The following is an 18,461-nucleotide window of genomic DNA, read 5'->3' on the forward strand; positions in this document are numbered from 1 at the left end:
GGGTGGAGCAATCGATGAATCCGAAGATCGACGACCGGGTGCCCGTCCTGATCGTGGGCGGCTCGCTGGTCGGGCTGTCGGCGTCACTCTTCCTCGGTCGGCTCGGGGTCGGACACCTGCTGGTCGAGAAGCACGCCGACACCTCCTACCACCCGCGCGGGCGGGGCAACAACGTCCGCACGATGGAGCTGTACCGGGTGGCCGGGATCGAGCCGGCGATCCGCGAGGCGGCCTCCGTCCTCGCCCCCAACCACGGCATCCTCCAGGCGCCCTCGCTGACCGGCGCCGAGCAGGAGTGGCTGTTCCGGGAGATCGACCCGGGCGGCCGGCTGGCCCGGTTCAGCCCCAGCTCCTGGTGCCTGTGCAGCCAGAACGACCTGGAGCCGGTGCTGCTGCGCTCGACCCGCGACCTGGGCGGGGACGTGCGGTTCAACACCGAGCTGATGTCCTTCGAGCAGGACGAGGACGGGGTGACCTCGGTACTGCGCAGCCGGGAGAGCGGCGAGGAGCGGGTGGTGCGCTCGGACTTCCTGGTCGCGGCGGACGGCCCGCGCAGCCCGGTCCGCGAGCGGCTGGGCATCGGCCGCAGCGGCCGGGGCGAGCTGTTCCACAACGTCAGCATCACCTTCCGGTCCAAGCGGCTGGCCGAGGTGGTCGGGGACCGGCACTTCATCGCCTGCTACCTGACCGACCCGGCGGCGGACGGCGCGCTGCTGCCGGTGGACAACCAGGAGGAGTGGGTCTTCCACGCGCCCTGGCACCCCGAGCACGGCGAGCCGCTGGAGGCCTTCACCGACGAGCGCTGCGAGCGGCACATCCGCACCGCCGTCGGCCTGCCCGAGCTGGACGTCGAGGTGACCGGCCGGGCGCCCTGGCACGCCGCCGAGCGGGTGGCCGAGCGGTACGGCGCCGGGCGGGTCCTGCTCGCCGGGGACTCCGCCCACGAGATGTCCCCGACCGGCGCGTTCGGCTCCAACACCGGCATCCAGGACGCCCACAACCTGGCCTGGAAGCTCGCCGCCGTGCTGTGCGGCTGGGCCGGTCCGCGGCTGCTGGAGACGTACGGGCAGGAGCGCCGCCCGGTGGCGCGGGTGACCAGCGAGCGGGCGTCGGCCCGCTCCGCGGAGCACAGCCACCCGGGCTACGCGGTGGTGCCGGGTGTCGGGCGGCAGGCCGGGGTGCTGGCGGTGGCGCTCGGCTACCGCTACCCGGTCGGCGCGGTGGTCGGTACGGACCGCTCGGGCGCGGTCGTCCCCGAGCAGTTCGAGGCGGCGGGCGAGCCGGGCAGCCGGGCCCCGCACCAGTGGCTGCTGCGGGCGGGCGTGCGGCTCTCCACGCTGGACCTGTACGAGCAGGCGATGGTGCTGCTCACCGGCCCCGACGGCACCGCCTGGCACGCGGGTGCCCGGCGCGCGGCCGACCGGCTGGCCGTGCCGCTGGACGCCTACCGGATCGGCGACGGCGCCGAGGACGACCTGGCGCCGGAGCCGGGCGCGGACTTCGCCGCCCTGCACGGCATCGGCCCGCAGGGCGCGGTCCTGGTCCGTCCGGACGGCTTCGTCGCCTGGCGCTCGCCCGGGCCGGTGCTGGACCCGGAGGCCGAGATCGGTACGGCGCTGCGGACGGTGCTGGCGCTCTGAGGCGTGCGAAGGGGCCCGCCGGTCGTCGTGTGCGACCGGCGGGCCCCTTCGTGTCGGCCGGGCCGGGGTCAGTGGCCGCCCGCGTCGACCACCTCGACGTCGGCGACCTCGTGCTCGATCTCCTCGGCGGGCAGGGCGACCCGGATCGCCCAGTAGTAGATGCCGAGCGCGAACACCGCGACGAGTGCCATGTCCCACCACATCGGGATCAGGCCGGTGCCGTTGCCGAAGCCGCCCTGCCAGGAGATCAGGCCGAGCCCCAGCAGGTAGACCGGCAGCCACTGGGCGGACTTCCAGTTCAGGCGCGGCGCGTTGGCCAGGCCCTTCCTGATCGCGTACGCCGCGTAGCCGCCGAGCAGGAGGTAGCCGAGCACGATCGCGATGCCCAGGCGGGACAGGATGTGCCAGCCGGACCAGTAGATGATCAGGCTGGAGACCACGAAGGCGGCCGGGGAGATTACGCCGCCCAGCGGCAGCCGGTAGGAGCGCTCGCGGTCGGGCAGGCGGCGGCGCAGCGCGCCGAAGGCCAGCGGGGCGCCGGCGTACATCAGCACGCTGGCGGAGGTGATGAAGCCGACCAGCTCCTGCCAGCTGGGGAAGGGCAGGAAGCAGATCACGCCGGTGACGAAGGAGACGATCAGGCCGAACCACGGCACGCCGTTCCGGTCCAGCTGCTCGAACTTCTGCGGGGCGTAGCCGTTGCGGCTCAGGCCGTAGGAGATGCGCGAGGTGGAGGTGGTGTAGATCAGGCCGGTGCCGGCGGGGGAGATCACCGCGTCGACCTTGAGCACCCAGGCGAGCCAGCCGAGGCCGACCAGGGTGGCCAGGCCCGCGAAGGGGCCGTCGATGCCGGGGAAGTCGAGCTTGTCCCAGCCGTTGGCGAAGGCGCTGACCGGCAGGGCGCCGATGAAGACCACCTGCAGCAGGGTGTAGATCAGGGTGCCGATGGCGACCGAGCCGAGCACCGCGCGGGGGATGTCGCGCTTGGGGTTGCGGCTCTCGCCGGCGATCTGGATGGCCTGCTCGAAGCCGAGCAGCGCGAAGATGATGCCGCTGGTGCTGATCGCGGCGAGCACGCCCTTGGCGCCGAACGGGGCGAAGCCGTGCGAGGTGAAGTTGGACCCGTGGAAGTTGGTGATCGCCAGGACGAAGATCGTGAACAGTGGCACGAAGATCTTCAACCAGGTGGCGACGCTGTTGGTCCGGGCGAGCGCCTTCACGCCGAGGAAGTTGACCGCGACGAACACCGCCATGAGCAGCGTCGCGACGATGAACCCGCTGGTGGTGAGGGTGTTGTCGGCGTTCAGGAGGTTTCCGGCCCACGGCCAGTCCTTGGCGTAGCCGATCATCGCCTCGACCTCGATCGGGGCGACGGTGGCGGCCTGGAGCCAGGAGAACCAGCCGAAGGACATGCCGGCCAGGCCGCCGAAGGCGTAGTGGGGGTAGCGCGCGGTGCCGCCGGCGACGGGGAAGAGCCCGCCGAGTTCGGCGTGCACGAGCGCGAGCAGCACGATCGCGACCGCGCCGATGCCCCAGGAGATGACGGCCGCCGGTCCGGCGGCGACCACGCCGTTCTTCGCGCCGAAGAGCCAGCCGGAGCCGATGATCGAACCGACCGAGGCCCACATGAGGCCGATGAGTCCGACATGGCGGTTGAGCGACCGGTGGGTGGTCCCCGAGTCGGAGCCGGTGCTCTGGCCGGGCGGCGAGATCTGGTTGAGGGAAGCCATGGGCGATCTCTCTGTGTGGGGGGACTCCGGGGTGGGCGGAGCGCGGAGAGTTGCCACACAGTAGGGCTATTCATAGAGCTCTGCACAGATTTCATTACTGAATGTTTACTTTCTTTGCCGGATATCCGTGCAGGTAGGTGGCTGTCTGTTCAGTTGTCTGTTACGTGACTCGCGAGTAGGTCCAGCATTTGAGCATCAATTGAGCAAACCCTCGCGAGGCCGCATTATTGACGGCCCGGCGCGTTATGGAAATGGCTTTATCCGTATAGCGATGCGCCGGGCCGCACAGCGGCCCGGACTACGCCCGCTCCACCAGGTCGGACGGGTCGGTGTTGGCGCCGCACAGGAGCACGGCGACACGCTCCCCGTCGGCTTGGTCCAGCGCGGCGAGGGCCGTGGACGCCGCGTACTCGACGGCGATCCGGTGGTCCTCCCACAGCCGGCGGCGGGCGCGCACGATCGCCTCCTCGTCCACCAGGACGGACCGGACGCCCTCGTACCCGGCGGCCCCGACGGCCAGCGCGGTGGCGCGCCGGGCGCCGAGCGCGTCCTGGGCGACGGAGTCGACCGGCACGTCCACCGGGCGGCCGGCGGCCAGGGCGGCGTTCAGGGCGCGGCTGCCGGCCGGCTCCACCGCGAGCACCCGGACGCCGTGCGCGCGGGCCGCCACGGCCACGCCGGCGAACAGCCCGCCGCCGCCCACCGACACCACCACGGTGTCCAGCCCGGGCACCTGGTCGCGGATCTCCGCCAGGACGGTCCCCGCGCCGGCGGCGATCAGCGGGTGGTCGTAGGCGTGCGAGGCCAGTGCCCCGCTGCCCGCCGCGAACTCCTCGCACGCGGCCAGCGCCTCCGCGTACTCACGGCCCGTCAGCCGCACGTCGGCACCGTACGAGCGCAGCCTCGCCAGCTTCACCGGGGAGGCCGTCTCCGGCAGGAACACCGTTGCGCGGACGCCGAGTTCGCGCGCCGCCCAGGCGCAGGCCAATCCGGCGTTGCCGCCCGAGGCGATGGTGACGCCGGCGTCCGGGAGGGTGCCCGCCTCGGCGTGCGCCAGCAGGAAGTTCTGCGCGCCGCGCGCCTTGAAGCTGCCGGTGTGCTGGAGGAACTCCAGCGCCAGCCAGGTCCGACCGCCGTCGTCCCCCGGCGCCACCGCGACCGGGCGCACCCGCCCGGCGATCCGCTGCCCGGCGGCCTCTACCTGTTCGTACGTCAGCTGGTCCATGCTGTCCTGCTCCTTCGCCGGGGGTGTCGAAGGGGCGTCGAGGCGACGTCCCGTCCGGGTCCGACGGTACGTGGCGGGCCGGAGGGGGAGATCACGGCCGTCCACGGGGACGGCCCCGGGCGTAGGCTGAGCCCATGCGTTTCGTGATCCTCCCGCCGCCGGCCCGCTAGCGGGCGGCCCGCTCCACCCACCCCGGTCGGCCGGACTCCGTCCGCCACCGGGGCGATGACTGCCGCCCGCACGCCCAGCGGACCCGACCGGCATCTCATCGTGGAGTACCGACGCATGACCTCCTACGCCGCCGTGCCCTTCCGGCACGGCCTGTTGTCCATTTCCGCCGCCGCCGTCGCCTGGGGCGCGGGCGGTGCCGTGGCGGCGCTGCTGATGCGCACCAGCGGGCTCGGCCCGGTGGCCGTCTCCTGCTGGCGCTTCGGCGTCGCGGCGCTCTGCCTGGCGCTGCTGCCGACCGGCGGGCGCCGCCGGGCCGGCCGGGAAACCGTCCGCCGGGATGCCATCCCCTGGGCCGCCGTCCGGTGGGGCGCCGTCCCCTGGGCCGCCGTCCGGTGGGGGCGCGGCCGGCCCGACACCGCCCGGTGCGGCGCCGCCGTGCTGACCGGCCTCGGGCTGGCGGTCAGCCAGTGCGCCTACTTCGGTTCCGTGCACTACGCGGGACTGGGGCTCGGCACCCTCATCACCATCGGCGCCGGGCCGGTGCTCACCAGCCTCGGGGCGCATCTGCTGCTCGGCGAGCGGCTCACCCGCCGTGCGCTCACCGCGGTGGCCCTGGCGCTCGGCGGCCTCGCCCTGCTGGTCGCCGCTCCGGCCTCCGGCCCGCGCCCGGCCCTGGGCGTCGCCCTGGCCGTCCTCGCGGGCGCGGGCCAGAGCGGCCTCACCCTGTGGGCCCGGGGCGGCGGATCGGCCCGGGCCGGCACCGGCGCCTTCACCACCGGGCTGCTCTGCCTGCTCCCGCTCGCCGCCGCCCAGGGCGTCCTGCCGACGGCCGGCGACCCGGCGGTGACCGGCGGCGCGCTGTTCTTCCTCGGCACGGTGCCCACCCTGCTCGCCTACCGCTGGTACTTCAGCGGGCTGACGGCCGTGCCGGGCACGACGGCGGCGGTGCTGGTGCTGCTGGAGCCGGCCACCGCGGCGGTGATCGGCGTGCTGTTCCTCGGCGAGCCGGTCACGGCCGGCCTGCTGGCGGGTTCGGCGCTGCTGCTCGCGGCGATCGCGGCGCTGGCCCGGCCGTAGCCCCGCCGTAGCCCGGCTGTGGGGTCGGCCGTGCCTGGCTGTGGGGCCGGCCGCCGGGCCGTTCCCGGCGGGTCGGCCCGGCGGCCACCCGGGCGGGCGCCCTGTGGTCGCCGGGGGTGCGCGGCCGTGCTGTCGTGGTCCGCATGAACCGCTCACTCCCGGCCCGGGTGGCCGTCACCGCCGCGTCCGTCCTCCTGCTGACCACCGCCGCCGGCGCCGTGGTCGCCGCCGCTGTCCCGGCGGCGGCGACCGGGCGCCGGGACGTCACCGCCGAGCAGTGCCGGGGCGCGGGAGGGCACGTCGAGGGCAGCGGCTACTGCACCGCGGCGGTCGGCGACGACGCCTGGGGCCAGCCCATCGACTACCAGGCGATCAACCCCGACCCGCGCCCCGGCGAGGAGTGAGCCACCCCCCGGGGCGGGTGCGGGTGCGGGTGTGGGTGCGGCTCAGGGCGGGGCGCACCTCACGGCACCGGCCGCAGGGTCACCGGGGCCGGGGTGAGCGAGCGCAGAACCAGGTCGATGCGGACCCGGGCGGCGCCGGCCCGGTGGAGCGCGGCGGCGATCGTCCGCAACTCCTCCGGGCCGGTGCACGCGAGGCGCAGTTCCAGGTCGGCCTCGCCGGCCAGCGCGAGGCCGCTCTGGACGGCGGGGAACTCGGCCGCCAGCCGGTCGAAGTCGAGCGGGACCGGGCCGTGACTGATCCGGGCGATCGCGTGCAGGGCCCGGGCCGGCCGGGGGTGCTCCTCGGTGGCGGGGCCCGCCGGGAGGAGCCGGAGCGGGGCCGTCACCGGTGCTGGAGCTGTGCGGTCGGGGCCGGGGCGATCGGTACGGCGGGGACGGTGACGGGCGGGGCGACCAGCCTCGGGTCCAGCACCAGGGTGTCGACCCCGAGCGGGGCGGTCAGGTCGCGCAGGGCGGGCTCGCTGAGCTCGGTGCGGGCCTGGTCCGGTCCGAGGAGGGCGGCGAGGGCCTCGGGGCTGGAGAAGCCGACCGCGCAGCGGCGGCCGTCACGCAGGCGGAAGAGGCGGAGGGCGGTGGTGCTCCCGGTACCGGAGGTGGTGACCGGGACGTGCCAGACGACGCGGGCCATGCGGATGCTCCCGAGTGGGGTGGTGGTTCCTGCCGGAACTGCTCCCTCGACGCTAGGTCGGCCCGTCCCGGTCGGCGCCGCTCCTGACGCAGCGTTGACCGAATGGGGTGGTGCGTTGACGCACTCCTGACGTTCGGGTCACCCGTGTGGACTACACCACTGGTCGGGGACGCTCCGGTTGCCCCGCGCGCCGCCCGGGACGACGGTGGATCCGTCACCCGCCGCCGACCGGCGGCGCCGCGCCGCCCCCTCCGGCGGCGCTCCGACGGGACCTGCGGCGGCGCCCCCGAGGGCACCGGCGCGCGCTCCGGGGCGGGGGGAGGTGGAGCTCGGGGCCCGTGACGAGATATCTTGACGTCAAGACGTTGGAGACCTGAAGCGGAGTACCGATGACTGACTCGACCATCATCTATACGCACACCGACGAGGCTCCGGCCCTGGCGACCTACTCGTTCCTGCCGGTGGTCCAGGCGTACGCCTCGACCGCGGGTGTGCGGGTGGAGACCCGTGACATCTCCCTGGCCGGGCGGATCATCGCGAGCTTCCCGGAGCGTCTGACCGAGGCCCAGCGCATCGGCGACGCCCTGGCCGAGCTGGGCGAGCTGGCCAAGACCCCGGGTGCCAACATCATCAAGCTGCCGAACGTCTCGGCCTCCGTGCCGCAGCTGAAGGCCGCCGTCGCCGAGCTCCAGGCCCAGGGCTACGCCCTGCCGGACTACCCGGACGACCCGCAGACCGACGAGGACGAGGACGTCCGCGCCCGCTACGACAAGATCAAGGGCAGCGCCGTCAACCCGGTCCTGCGCGAGGGCAACTCGGACCGCCGCGCCCCGCAGTCGGTCAAGAACTACGCCAAGACCCACCCGCACCGTATGGGCGCCTGGTCGGCCGAGTCCAAGACCAACGTCGCCACCATGGGTGAGAACGACTTCCGCTCCACCGAGAAGTCGACCGTGATCGCCGCCGACGGCGCCCTGCGCATCGAGCTCGTCGGCGAGGACGGCACCACCACCGTGCTCCGCGAGAAGGTGCCGGTGCTGGCGGGCGAGGTCGTCGACGCCTCCGTGCTGCACGTCGCCGCCCTGAACGAGTTCCTGGCCGCGCAGGTGGCCCGCGCCAAGGCCGAGGGCGTGCTGTTCTCGGTGCACCTCAAGGCCACCATGATGAAGGTCTCCGACCCGATCATCTTCGGCCACGTCGTGCGCGCCTTCTTCCCGAAGACCTTCGCCGCGTACGGCGCGGCGCTGACGGCCGCGGGCCTGAACCCGAACAACGGCCTCGGCGGCATCCTGGCCGGTCTGGACGCGCTGGCCGAGGGCGCCGCGATCAAGGCCTCCTTCGAGGCCGAGCTGGCCGAGGGCCCGGCCCTGGCCATGGTCGACTCCGACAAGGGCATCACCAACCTGCACGTGCCGAGCGACGTCATCGTCGACGCCTCGATGCCGGCCATGATCCGCACCTCCGGCCACATGTGGGGCCCGGACGGCCAGGAGGCCGACACCCTCGCTGTGCTGCCCGACAGCAGCTACTCCGGCGTCTACCAGGCCGTCATCGACGACTGCCGCGTCAACGGCGCCCTGGACCCGGCCACCATCGGCTCGGTGCCGAACGTCGGCCTGATGGCCCAGAAGGCCGAGGAGTACGGCTCCCACGACAAGACCTTCGAGGTCGCCGCCGCCGGCACCGTGCGCCTGGTCGACGCCGAGGGCAACGTCGTGCTGGAGCAGGCCGTCCAGCCGGGCGACATCTTCCGCGCCTGCCAGACCAAGGACCTGCCGATCCAGGACTGGGTCAAGCTGGCCGTCACCCGCGCCCGTGCCACCGGCGACCCGGCCGTGTTCTGGCTGGACGCGGACCGCGCCCACGACGCGGTGCTGATCGAGAAGGTCAAGCAGTACCTGCCGGAGCACGACACCGCCGGCCTGCAGATCGAGATCAAGTCCCCGGTCGAGGCCACCGCGTTCTCGCTGGAGCGCATCCGCCGCGGCGAGAACACCATCTCGGTGACCGGCAACGTGCTGCGCGACTACCTGACCGACCTGTTCCCGATCCTGGAGCTGGGCACCAGCGCCAAGATGCTGTCGGTCGTCCCGCTGATGGCGGGCGGCGGCCTGTTCGAGACCGGCGCCGGCGGCTCCGCCCCGAAGCACGTCCAGCAGCTGGTCAAGGAGAACTACCTGCGCTGGGACAGCCTGGGCGAGTTCTTCGCGCTGGCCGCCAGCTTCGAGCACCTGGCCACCACCACCGGCAACGCCCGCGCCCAGGTGCTGGCCGACACCCTGGACCGCGCCACCGGCACCTTCCTCAACGAGGACAAGTCGCCGAGCCGCCGCCTCGGTGGCATCGACAACCGCGGCAGCCACTTCTACCTGGCCACCTACTGGGCCCAGGAGCTGGCCAAGCAGACCGCCGACGCCGAGCTGGCGCAGGCGTTCGAGGGCCTCGCCAAGGCGCTGACCGAGCAGGAGCAGGCCATCGTCGAGGAGCTGAACTCCGTCCAGGGCTCGGCGGTCGACCTCGGCGGCTACTACCAGCCGGACCCGGCCAAGGCCGCCGCCGTGATGCGCCCGTCGAAGACCTTCAACGAGGCGCTCGCCAACCTCGGCTGATCCGGGCGGCGCCCCGGCCGGAGCCGGTCGGGGACGGCCGCAGCCGTAGCACCGGGAGGCCCCCGGGTACCGCGAATCGCGGTACCCGGGGGCCTCCTCGCGTGTCCGCCCGCGCGGCGGCCCGGCGGCGGGGCCGCTCAGACCCGGCCGAACAGGGCCAGCGCGGTGCCGACCGCCTCGCGCAGCAGCAGGTACGGGCCGTGCGCCAGCGGGCCGTCCGCGGCCAGCACCTCGGCGGGGGCGCCGGCCCGGCGGGCGGCGAGCGCGGAGCGGACCGTGTGGAAGCCGCTGGTGACCACCGTGCACCGGTAGCCGGGACGCTCTGCGGCCATCAGCGCCGCGCTGAAGCGGAGGTTCTCGGCCGTGTTCACGGCCCGCTCCTCGCGCCGGATCCGCTCGGCCGGGACGCCCCGGGCGATCAGGTAGCGGGCCATCGCGGCGGCCTCGGTGCACCGCTCGTGCGGGCCCTTGCCGCCGGTCACCAGGACCAGCGGGGCGTACCCGGCGTCCGCTTCGGCGTCGAGGTGCTCCAGCGCGGCGTCCAGCCGGGCGGCCAGCGTCGGCGCGGGCTCGCAGCCGTCCAGCGCGGCGCCCAGGACCACCAGGTAGTCGGCGCCGAGCGGCACGGGCCGGTGGCGCCCGCGCAGCGCCAGGCCGAGGAAGCCGAGCAGCGAGAGCAGGACGTACCCGCAGAGCAGGACCACGGTTTTCAGCAGGACGCGCATACCGGTTCGAACGCATCCGGCGGAATCCTCGTTCCGGGACCAGGGCCGAAACGGCGGAACCCCCGTTCCGGTGGCGGAACGGGGGTTCCCGGGAACGGTGGTTCCGCGGTGGCGGCGCAGGGCTCAGCCGGCCTCGGCGACGGGCGCGGCCGACGCGGCGGGGGCCGTCGGGGCGCCCGGGGCGGTACCCGCGCCCGGCCGCCGGTCGTGCTTGTGCAGCGAGGCCAGGTAGGCGTTGTACGCCTCCAGCTCGGCGTCGCCGGACCGCTCCTCGGCGCGGTCGCTGCGGCGGGCCTGCCGCTGCTCGGAGCCCATCCACTGGTAGACCAGGGCGATCAGCACGATCGCGGTCGGGATCTCGCCGAACGCCCAGGTGATGCCGCCGGCCAGCTTCTGGTCCTCCAGCAGGTTCGTCCCGGGCGGCGACCCCTCCGGGGTGAAGGTGGTGACCAGCGGGTGGCCGGCCATCATCACCGCCACGCCGAAGAAGGCGTGGAACGGCATCCCCATGAACAGCTCGATGATCCGCATCACGTGGCCCGGGCGGTGCGGGCCCGGGTCGACGCCCATGATCGGCCAGAAGAAGGTCAGACCGGTCATGAGGAAGTGCACCATCATGAAGATGTGCCCGAGGCGGTACTGCATCAGGAAGTCGAACGCCGGGGTGAAGTAGACCCCGTACAGGCTGGCGATGAACATCGGGATGGTGAACGCCGGGTGCGAGATCACCCGGACGTACCGGCTGTGCAGCAGCGCCACCAGCAGCTCGCGCGGCCCGCGCGGGCGGCCCTTGCCCGCCGGGCGCAGCGCACGCAGCGACAGCGTGATCGGGGCGCCGAGCAGCAGCAGGATTGGCGTCAGCATGGACAGCACCATGTGCTGGATCATGTGCGCGCTGAACAGCACCATGCCGTAGTCGTTCAGCCCGGTGCAGGTCACCAGCAGCATGGTGGCGACGCCGGCCGCCCAGCCGACCATCCGGCCGACCGGCCAGCGGTCGCCGCGCCGGTACAGCCGGACCACACCCGCCGCGTAGAGCCCCAGGAGGACCAGGCCGGCGAGCAGGAACACCCAGTCGGGGGACCAGGTCCACACGTTGGAGAAGGTGAACGGGCCTAGCTGGGTCATCCCGCCGTGGTGGTGCATGCCTGACATTCCGTCGCCCATCGGCGGGTCCTGCTTTCCGTCCTCGTGCTGCCTGGATCGGGTCCGGTTCGCCCCGTTTGCTTGGCATACAGCCTAGGTGGGCCTTACCTCGCGCATACCCCCGCCCCCTCCGAACGGGTGTCTCCCCACCGGGCCGCCCGCTGGCTAGACTGACCGGCCGGTCGGCAGGGAGGCCCAGGCATGACGACGGCACCAGGCAGGGCGACGGCACCGGACACGGCGACGGCACCGGACACGGCGGCCGAAGCGGGCACGGCGGCACGACCCCGTGCCGCGACGGCGCGCGGACCCGCGACGGGGACCGCGGTCGCGCTGACCGGGGCGACCGGCTTCATCGGCTCCGGAGTGCTGGCGGCCCTCCGGGCACGCGGCGTCCGGGTCCGCGCGCTGGCCCGCAGACCGCCCCGGAGCGCCGCTCCCGGCACCGACTGGGTGCCCGGCGACCTCGTCGACGGGACGGGCCTGGCGGCGCTCTGCGCGGGCGCCGGGGTGCTGGTCCACCTCGCCGCCCGGGTCGACGGCTGCGCCGAGGACTGCGAGGCCGCCAACGTCCGGGGCACGGCCGCCCTGATGGCCGCCGCCACCCGCGCCGGGGTGCGCCGGATCGTCCACCTCTCGACCACGGCGGTGTACGGCGAGGGCCCGCACGCGGGCATCGACGTGGACGAGGTGCCCCCCGCCCCGGTCTCCGAGGCCAGCCGCACCCGGCTGCTCGGCGAGCGCCACGCCCTGGAGGCCGGCGCGTACGTGCTGCGCCCCGGCCTGGTGACCGGGGCGGGCGACCGCTGGGTGGTGCCCTCGCTGGCCGAGGTGGTCCGCCGGGTGCCGGTCCGTTGGGAGGGCGGGGACGCCCGGCTCTCGGTGGTGGACCGCACCGACCTGGCCCGGCTGGTCACCGCGCTCGCCCTGGACGACCACACCGCCCCGCCCGGCGTCCACCACGCCTCCCACCCCGCCCCGGTCCGTTCCGGTGACCTGCTCGACGCCCTGGCCGCGCTCGGCCTGCTGCCCGGCTTGGACGGCCCTGCCGTGCCGTGGGAGGAGTGCCGCCGGCTGCTGGCCGCCGCGCCCGGCCGGGTCTCCGAGCGCCAGTTCGCCATGGTCGCCCGCGACCACTGGTACCGCAGCGATTCCGTCTGGCGCCAGGCCGGCTGCCCGCCCGGCCCCGGCCCGCTGGCCCGCCTCCCGGAAGCCGCGGCCTGGTACCGCGAGGTGCTCGGGCAGTCCGGCTGACCGACTAGGCCCTCGGGACGAGGGTGTTCTCGTTTCGCCGGCCGGCGGCGAAGTCGTCGATGTTGCGGGCGGTGGCGTCGATGATCTGGCCGACGGCGGTGCGGGTGAAGTAGGCCTGGTGGCTGGTGACCAGGACCTGGGGGAAGGTGACGAGGCGGGCGAGGGTGTCGTCGGTGATGCCCTCGATCGAGCGGTCGGTGAAGAAGACGCCGGTCTCCTCCTCGTACACGTCCAGGCCGACGCCGGACAGCCGCCCGGCGCGCAGCGTCTCGACCAGGGCGGCGCTGTCGACCAGGCCGCCGCGGCTGGAGTTGACGAGGATGGCGTCGTCCTTCATCCGGGCCAGCGCCGCCCCGTCGATCAGGTGGCGGGTGGCCGGCAGCAGGGGCACGTGCAGGCTGACCAGGTCGGCGCGGGTGAGCAGTTCGGGCAGTTCGGTGTAGGTCATGCCGAGGTCCCGGCAGGCCGGGTTCTCGGCGATGTCCCAGCCGAGCAGTTCGGTGCCGAAGCCGGCGGCGATCCGGGCGAAGCACTCGCCGATCTTGCCGGTGCCGATCACGCCGACCGTCATCCCGTGGATGTCCCGGCCGAGCAGGCCGTCGAGGCGGAAGTCGAACTCGCGGGTGCGGGTGGCGGCCCGGGTGAGGCGGCGGTTGACGGCGAGGGCGAGGGCCCAGGCGTGCTCGGCGACGGCGTACGGGCTGTAGTGGGAGACCCGGGCGACGGTGAGGCCGAGTCCGGCGGCGGCGTCGAGGTCGATGTTGTTGAAGCCGGTGGAGCGCTGGGCGATCAGCTTGGTCCCGCCGTCGGCGAGGACGGCGAGGGTCTCGGCGTCCAGGACGGCGTTGACGCTGCTGCTGACGACCGGGTGGCCGGCGGCCAGCGGGGCGGTGTCCCGGTTCAGGAACATCTCCAGGCAGCGCAGTCCGTGCCGGCCGGCGAAGGCCGCCGCCAGCAGCGGCCGTTCGTCCGCCTGCACCCCGTACGCGAGGATCTCCATGCGCGGTCCCTCCTGGTCCGGCCCCGCGGCCCCTGCGGGCGCCTCTGCGAGCACGTCTGCGGCCACGCTAGCGGGCGCGGCGCGCGGGCGCCCGGCGGGTGCGCGAGGGCCCCCGGACCGTACGGCGGGTCCGGGGGCCCTCGGTGGGGCGGACGGTCAGAGGACCGTCTCGGCCTCCTGGTAGCGCTCCTGCGGGACGGTCTTCAGCTCGGCGACGGCCTCCGCCAGCGGCACCAGGTTGATGTTGGTGCCCTGCAGCGCGGTGATGTGCCCGAAGGCGCCCTTGTGGACGGCCTCGACGGCGTGCCAGCCGAAGCGGGTGGCGAGCACCCGGTCGTAGGCGGTGGGGGTGCCGCCGCGCTGGGTGTGGCCGAGGATGACCGGGCGGGCCTCCTTGCCGAGGCGGTGCTCCAGCTCGCTGGAGAGCTGCGTGGCGATGCCGGTGAAGCGCTCGTGCCCGTAGATGTCCTTGGTGCCCTCCTCCCAGTGCATCGTGCCGGGCTCGGGCTTGGCGCCCTCGGCGCAGACGACGATGGCGAACTTCTTCTGGCGGTCGAAGCGCTCGCGGACGACGGCGGTGAGCTTGTCGATGTGGAACGGGCGCTCCGGGACGACGATGGCGTGCGCGCCGGCCGCCATGCCCGCGTTCAGCGCGATCCAGCCGGTGTGCCGGCCCATGACCTCGACGACCATGACCCGCTGGTGCGACTCGGCGGTGGTCTTCAGCCGGTCCAGTGCCTCGGTGGCGACCGAGACGGCGGTGTCGAAGCCGAAGGTCACGTCGGTGGCGGCGATGTCGTTGTCGATGGTCTTCGGCACGCCGACGATCGGCAGGCCCGCGTCGCTCATCAGCTTGGCGGCCTTCAGGGTGCCCTCGCCGCCGATCGGGATGACCGCGTCCAGGCCGAGGTCCGCGCAGTACTTCTTGGCCCGTTCGACGCCGTCCCGCAGGTGGCTCGGCTGGACCCGGGAGGAGCCGAGGATGGTGCCGCCCTGGGCGAGGATGCCGCTCACCGAGTCCAGGGTCAGGGGGCGGTGGTGGCCCTCCAGGAATCCGCGCCACCCGTCCTCGAACCCGATGATCTCGTCGCCGTGGTCGACCACCCCCCGGTGGACCACGGATCGGATCACCGCGTTGAGGCCGGGGCAGTCACCGCCGCTGGTCAGCACTCCGATACGCATTAGCTTTGCAACTCCCGAGCAGAACCGAGGAACGGCCGGACCACAGGCTGGGACGACGAGCCGTCACCGTAACGGGGCACTCCCACGCCGGGGCGGCGGGGAGGTGGCCGTGGGGTGAAGGACCGGCCGATCCGGACAGAACGTCCGAAAACGGCCGCGAAGTCGAGCATACGGCCCCTGGTCCGGCCGGGCAGGAGCCGACGCGGGGGACGGCGCCGTCGGCGCCCCCGCGCGGAAGTGCAGCCTGCTGCCGAGGAGGGTGTGCAGTAGGCAGCCCCATTGTCGTACGTCCGGGACCGCCCGCGGGCCGGGTGACCGCATCGCGGGCACCCGGGCCGGGGCGGCCGGACGTACTAGGCGGGGCGCGTCGCGGCCGCGATGCGCTCGGCGCGCAGCGCGTCGTACCAGGTGGTGTCGGCCGGCGGCAGGGCGTTGACGTCCAGCGCCAGCTTGATCAGCAGGTCGGCCACGGCGGGGTTGCGGGCCAGCACCGGGCCGTGCAGGTAGGTGCCGAAGACGGTGTCCCGCCAGGCGCCCTCGGTGCCGTCGCCGGTGCCGTTGCCCCGGCCGACGCTGACGGTGGCGAAGGGCTGGACGCCCTGGCCGAGGTGGGTGACGCCCTGGTGGTTCTCGAAGCCCGTCAGCTGCGGCAGGCCGAGCCGGGGGTCGACGTCGGCGAGCACGTCGCCGACGCAGCGGGCGCCCTCGCCGCGGGCGGTCCAGACGTCGAGCAGGCCCAGGCCGGGCTCGCGCTCGCCGAGGTCGTTGATGAACTCGTGGCCCATGATCTGGAAGCCGGCGCAGACACCGAAGATGATCGCGCCGTTCTCGGCGGCCCGCACCAGGCCGCTGTCGGCGCGCAGCCGCTCGGCGGCGAGCCGCTGCGGGCGGTCCTCGCCGCCGCCGATCAGGTAGATGTCCCCGCTGGTGGGGATCGCCTGGTCGGAGCGGACGTCGATCCGGGTCACGTTGAGATGGCGCTGGCGGGCCCGGCGCTCCACGACCAGGGCGTTGCCCCGGTCGCCGTAGGTGCTGAGCAGGTCCGGGTAGACCCAGACCACGCGCAGGCTGCTCTCACTCATCCTCGAAGGCCTTCCGTCACGAAAAGACTGGTGTGCGGGCGCGGCATCAGCCGGCCACGACCTTCCGCAGCTGCTGGAAGGCGGTGTAGTTGGCGATGGCCTCGATCCGGCCGGGCGGGGCCATCCGGACGGCCTGCTCCAGGGTGTCCACCACGTGGAACTGCAGCCCGGCGACCTCCAGGCGGACGGCCAGGTCCAGCTTGCGCTGGCCCATCACGAAGACCGGGTGCCCGGCGAGGCGCTCGTAGTCGACGTCCCACAGCCAGGAGGTGTCGGTGCCGTCGGCGTCGAGGGCGTTGACGGAGAGGATCACCGGGGCGGGCGGGCCGTCGATCAGCGAGAAGGTCTCCAGCCAGCCGGCCGGGTTCTTGGCCAGCAGCAGGCGGATGTCCCGGCCCTGGTACTGGACCACGTCGTAGCGGCCGGCCACGGCGCTCACCGAGCGCATCCGCTCCAGGGCGACCTGGGGGGAGACGCCGAACACGGCGGCGACGGCGGCGGAGCTGGTGGCGTTGGCCAGGTTGGCCCGGCCCGGCAGCTGGAGCTGGATCGGCCAGGCGCCGCGCTGCGGGTCGATCACGTGGGTGCCCTGGAGCGCCCAGTGCGGGTTGGGGCGACGGAAGCCGCACTCCTGGCAGAACCAGTCGTCGCCGGGGCGCTGCATCACACCGCCGCAGGCGGGGCAGGACCAGGCGTCCTCCTTCCACGCCTGTCCGGCGGCCACCCAGACCACCTTCTTGCAGGAGGAGGCGGCCCAGGTCACCAGCGGGTCGTCGGCGTTGGCGATGACCACGGCCTCGGTGTCCTGGAGGCCCTCGCGCCACTTCTCGGCCATCATCCGGGTCTCGGCGGCGCGGTCGAGCTGGTCGCGGGAGAGGTTGAGCAGGGCGATCGCCTTGGGGCGGGTGTCGCGGGCGACCGTCGCCAGGTACTTCTCGTCGACCTCGATCACGCCGAAGCGGGCCTCCGTGCCGCCCGCCAGGGCGGAGGTGATGCCGGCCGGCATGTTGGCGCCGAGGGCGTTGGAGACCACCGGGCCGGCGGCGCGCAGCGCCTCGGCGATCAGGCGGGTGGTGGTGGTCTTGCCGTTGGTCGCGCTGACCAGGACGACGTCGAGGTGGTCGGCGAGGGTGGCGAGCAGGTCGGGGTCGAGCCTGAGGGCGACCTTGCCGCCGATCACCGAGCCGCTCCCGCGTCCGGCCTTGCGCGACACGGCGGCGGCGACCCGGCCGGCCGTGACAGCGATCTTGGCGCGGGCCGGCAGCGAGGCGTCGCGTGCGCCTGTGGGCTCCGATTCGGTGCCTGCCATGCTCAGTGGTTCCTCCTTGCTGCGGCACCGCCCAGGGCCGGATAACGGGCCGTCGGGCGGCGGGGACGGGGCTCAGCCTACCGACTCCGTCGTCCGGCCGGACGAACCGGACCCCGTGCCGCCTGCTGCGACGGGGCGGCGGGGGCTGTTGACGGGCCGTCAAGGAGGGCGGTGTACGGACGGAGCCTCTGTCCCTTCAGGACGCCCGCGGACGGTGGCGGGTTCCCCGGAGGCGCCGGTAAGGATCTGGTGAAGAAATGATCAGCGGCCCGGATGGTGGGTCCGGACGGCCGGGTCCTCGGCGCCCAGCGTGGCGGTGATCACCAGGGTGCCGTCCTCGGCCCGGAAGCCCAGCGGAGCGGACAGCCGGCGCATCGCGGCGATCAGACCGGCGTTGCCGGCGTGGGTCACCGCGTACACCGTCCCGACCCCGGCCGTGCGGGCCGCCGCCGACAGCCGCCGCAGCAGGGCCGTGCCCAGCCCGTGCCGCTGCCAGGCGTCCTCGACCAGGACGGCCAGCTCGGCCTCGCCGTCGTCCCACATCAGGTGCCCCAGGGCGAGGATCCGGCCGTCGGGGGCGGTCACGGCGAGGGTGCGGCCGTGCCGGGGGTCCAGCAGGTGGTCGAGGTAGCGGTCGGCGTCGCGGACCGGGCCGTGGTAGCGCAGCCGCAGCGCGGCGGGGGAGCAGCGGCCGTGCATGGCCAGCGCCGCTGCCTTGTCCGCCGGGCCGGCCGGCCGCAGCAGCAGTTCGGTCCCGTCCGGCAGGGACAGCCGGGCCGGGCCCTCCGGCGCCGGGCCGCCCGGGCCCTGCTGGGGGTGCTGGGGGTGCGGGTGCGTCCGGGCGGCCCGGTGCGGGCCGTCGGTGAGCGCCGGCGGCCGGGAGGCCTGGCCCTCGGGCGCCGCGCACCTGCGGTCGGACCCGCGGAAGGGCCGGTGCCAGAGCCGTTCGGGGCGCGTGCGTGGTGCCGTCATGAGGCCGACGCTACCGACGGCTCGCTTCCGCTCGGTTACGTGATCGTGAACGGGTGGAGGCCCGGGACGCGCCCGGGACCGGATGGGGCCGGACCGGGACCGGCGGGCCCGCGGGCCGGGACGGATCCGGCACAGGTCCGGACCACTGCCTCAGGCGGACGGGACAGCGGGCGGCCGACGGTGGATTCCGAGCCCGGCGCTCCTGGTCAGAGGGGCAGCCGGGGTCCTTCCCCACCGACGCACCGAA

At 74.1% G+C, this 18,461-nt stretch carries 16 protein-coding genes; 5 read left to right on the top strand and 11 right to left on the bottom strand.

The window, feature by feature from the left end; genetic code table 11:
* The first annotated feature begins 14 nt into the window (after positions 1 to 14).
* Complete coding sequence (locus ACFQ6N_RS19865) at positions 15 to 1,640, top strand: FAD-dependent oxidoreductase (protein WP_380650464.1); 1,626 nt, start codon at positions 15 to 17, stop codon at positions 1,638 to 1,640.
* Positions 1,641 to 1,708: 68 nt separating this feature from the next.
* Here the strand turns inward: ACFQ6N_RS19865 and ACFQ6N_RS19870 are convergent, their stop codons facing one another.
* Entirely contained in the window at positions 1,709 to 3,370 is a 1,662-nt protein-coding gene (locus ACFQ6N_RS19870) for an APC family permease (RefSeq protein ID WP_380650466.1), read from the bottom strand.
* A gap of 298 nt (positions 3,371 to 3,668) precedes the next feature.
* Positions 3,669 to 4,595, bottom strand: coding sequence for a serine/threonine dehydratase (locus ACFQ6N_RS19875; protein WP_380650468.1), 927 nt, complete (start codon positions 4,593 to 4,595; stop codon positions 3,669 to 3,671).
* Positions 4,596 to 4,880: 285 nt separating this feature from the next.
* Here ACFQ6N_RS19875 and ACFQ6N_RS19880 point away from each other — a divergent pair, with 285 nt between their 5' ends.
* Complete coding sequence (locus ACFQ6N_RS19880) at positions 4,881 to 5,843, top strand: EamA family transporter (protein WP_380650470.1); 963 nt, start codon at positions 4,881 to 4,883, stop codon at positions 5,841 to 5,843.
* A gap of 143 nt (positions 5,844 to 5,986) precedes the next feature.
* Positions 5,987 to 6,247, top strand: coding sequence for a hypothetical protein (locus ACFQ6N_RS19885; RefSeq protein WP_380650472.1), 261 nt, complete (start codon positions 5,987 to 5,989; stop codon positions 6,245 to 6,247).
* Positions 6,248 to 6,306: 59 nt separating this feature from the next.
* Here ACFQ6N_RS19885 and ACFQ6N_RS19890 read toward each other — a convergent pair whose 3' ends face one another.
* The gene (locus tag ACFQ6N_RS19890; protein ID WP_380650474.1) at positions 6,307 to 6,633 is read right to left on the bottom strand and encodes a hypothetical protein; all 327 of its coding nucleotides are present in this window, start codon (positions 6,631 to 6,633) and stop codon (positions 6,307 to 6,309) included.
* Complete coding sequence (locus ACFQ6N_RS19895; RefSeq protein ID WP_380650476.1) at positions 6,630 to 6,935, bottom strand: SAV_915 family protein; 306 nt, start codon at positions 6,933 to 6,935, stop codon at positions 6,630 to 6,632. The genes ACFQ6N_RS19890 and ACFQ6N_RS19895 overlap by 4 nt, the downstream gene beginning before the upstream one ends.
* 389 nt (positions 6,936 to 7,324) lie before the next feature.
* On the opposite strand from ACFQ6N_RS19895, the gene ACFQ6N_RS19900 reads away from it, so the two are divergent.
* On the top strand, positions 7,325 to 9,544 hold the full coding sequence (locus tag ACFQ6N_RS19900) for an NADP-dependent isocitrate dehydrogenase (RefSeq protein WP_380650478.1): 2,220 nt from the start codon (positions 7,325 to 7,327) through the stop codon (positions 9,542 to 9,544).
* A 137-nt stretch (positions 9,545 to 9,681) separates the two neighbouring features.
* Here the strand turns inward: ACFQ6N_RS19900 and ACFQ6N_RS19905 are convergent, their stop codons facing one another.
* Entirely contained in the window at positions 9,682 to 10,269 is a 588-nt protein-coding gene (locus ACFQ6N_RS19905; RefSeq protein WP_380650480.1) for a YdcF family protein, read from the bottom strand.
* A gap of 123 nt (positions 10,270 to 10,392) precedes the next feature.
* The gene (locus ACFQ6N_RS19910) at positions 10,393 to 11,415 is read right to left on the bottom strand and encodes a cytochrome c oxidase assembly protein (RefSeq protein WP_380650530.1); all 1,023 of its coding nucleotides are present in this window, start codon (positions 11,413 to 11,415) and stop codon (positions 10,393 to 10,395) included.
* Between the two features lie 201 nt (positions 11,416 to 11,616).
* Here ACFQ6N_RS19910 and ACFQ6N_RS19915 point away from each other — a divergent pair, with 201 nt between their 5' ends.
* Positions 11,617 to 12,669: an NAD-dependent epimerase/dehydratase family protein gene (locus tag ACFQ6N_RS19915; protein WP_380650482.1), complete on the top strand. Its 1,053-nt coding sequence runs from the start codon at positions 11,617 to 11,619 to the stop codon at positions 12,667 to 12,669.
* 4 nt (positions 12,670 to 12,673) lie between these two features.
* Here the strand turns inward: ACFQ6N_RS19915 and ACFQ6N_RS19920 are convergent, their stop codons facing one another.
* The 5 genes from ACFQ6N_RS19920 to ACFQ6N_RS19940 form a co-directional block, all read right to left on the bottom strand.
* Positions 12,674 to 13,669 (bottom strand): 2-hydroxyacid dehydrogenase, encoded by a 996-nt coding sequence (locus tag ACFQ6N_RS19920; RefSeq protein WP_380650484.1) that lies wholly within the window; start codon positions 13,667 to 13,669, stop codon positions 12,674 to 12,676.
* 156 nt (positions 13,670 to 13,825) lie between these two features.
* A complete protein-coding gene (locus ACFQ6N_RS19925; protein WP_380650486.1) occupies positions 13,826 to 14,851 on the bottom strand; it encodes a 6-phosphofructokinase in 1,026 nt (341 codons plus the stop codon).
* 353 nt (positions 14,852 to 15,204) lie between these two features.
* A complete protein-coding gene (locus ACFQ6N_RS19930; protein ID WP_380650488.1) occupies positions 15,205 to 15,933 on the bottom strand; it encodes a type 1 glutamine amidotransferase in 729 nt (242 codons plus the stop codon).
* A gap of 46 nt (positions 15,934 to 15,979) precedes the next feature.
* A complete protein-coding gene (locus ACFQ6N_RS19935) occupies positions 15,980 to 17,242 on the bottom strand; it encodes a MurT ligase domain-containing protein (protein WP_380650490.1) in 1,263 nt (420 codons plus the stop codon).
* A 261-nt stretch (positions 17,243 to 17,503) separates the two neighbouring features.
* On the bottom strand, positions 17,504 to 18,214 hold the full coding sequence (locus ACFQ6N_RS19940) for a GNAT family N-acetyltransferase (protein WP_380650492.1): 711 nt from the start codon (positions 18,212 to 18,214) through the stop codon (positions 17,504 to 17,506).
* Between the last annotated feature and the right edge of the window lie 247 nt (positions 18,215 to 18,461).

The sequence above is a fragment of the Kitasatospora sp. NPDC056446 genome (assembly GCF_042796115.1).
GTDB lineage: Bacteria > Actinomycetota > Actinomycetes > Streptomycetales > Streptomycetaceae > Kitasatospora.

Excerpts from the sequence above, each read along its gene's own strand:
- ACFQ6N_RS19915 (WP_380650482.1), top strand. The coding sequence starts at position 11,617 with ATGACGACGGCACCAGGCAGGGCGACGGCACCGGACACGGCGACGGCA.
- ACFQ6N_RS19900 (WP_380650478.1), top strand. The coding sequence starts at position 7,325 with ATGACTGACTCGACCATCATCTATACGCACACCGACGAGGCTCCGGCC.
- ACFQ6N_RS19925 (WP_380650486.1), bottom strand. The coding sequence starts at position 14,851 with ATGCGTATCGGAGTGCTGACCAGCGGCGGTGACTGCCCCGGCCTCAAC.
- ACFQ6N_RS19940 (WP_380650492.1), bottom strand. The coding sequence starts at position 18,214 with ATGACGGCACCACGCACGCGCCCCGAACGGCTCTGGCACCGGCCCTTC.
- ACFQ6N_RS19935 (WP_380650490.1), bottom strand. The coding sequence starts at position 17,242 with ATGGCAGGCACCGAATCGGAGCCCACAGGCGCACGCGACGCCTCGCTG.
- ACFQ6N_RS19910 (WP_380650530.1), bottom strand. The coding sequence starts at position 11,415 with ATGCACCACCACGGCGGGATGACCCAGCTAGGCCCGTTCACCTTCTCC.
- ACFQ6N_RS19905 (WP_380650480.1), bottom strand. The coding sequence starts at position 10,269 with ATGCGCGTCCTGCTGAAAACCGTGGTCCTGCTCTGCGGGTACGTCCTG.
- ACFQ6N_RS19920 (WP_380650484.1), bottom strand. The coding sequence starts at position 13,669 with ATGGAGATCCTCGCGTACGGGGTGCAGGCGGACGAACGGCCGCTGCTG.
- ACFQ6N_RS19865 (WP_380650464.1), top strand. The coding sequence starts at position 15 with ATGAATCCGAAGATCGACGACCGGGTGCCCGTCCTGATCGTGGGCGGC.
- ACFQ6N_RS19870 (WP_380650466.1), bottom strand. The coding sequence starts at position 3,370 with ATGGCTTCCCTCAACCAGATCTCGCCGCCCGGCCAGAGCACCGGCTCC.
- ACFQ6N_RS19875 (WP_380650468.1), bottom strand. The coding sequence starts at position 4,595 with ATGGACCAGCTGACGTACGAACAGGTAGAGGCCGCCGGGCAGCGGATC.
- ACFQ6N_RS19880 (WP_380650470.1), top strand. The coding sequence starts at position 4,881 with ATGACCTCCTACGCCGCCGTGCCCTTCCGGCACGGCCTGTTGTCCATT.
- ACFQ6N_RS19885 (WP_380650472.1), top strand. The coding sequence starts at position 5,987 with ATGAACCGCTCACTCCCGGCCCGGGTGGCCGTCACCGCCGCGTCCGTC.
- ACFQ6N_RS19895 (WP_380650476.1), bottom strand. The coding sequence starts at position 6,935 with ATGGCCCGCGTCGTCTGGCACGTCCCGGTCACCACCTCCGGTACCGGG.
- ACFQ6N_RS19930 (WP_380650488.1), bottom strand. The coding sequence starts at position 15,933 with ATGAGTGAGAGCAGCCTGCGCGTGGTCTGGGTCTACCCGGACCTGCTC.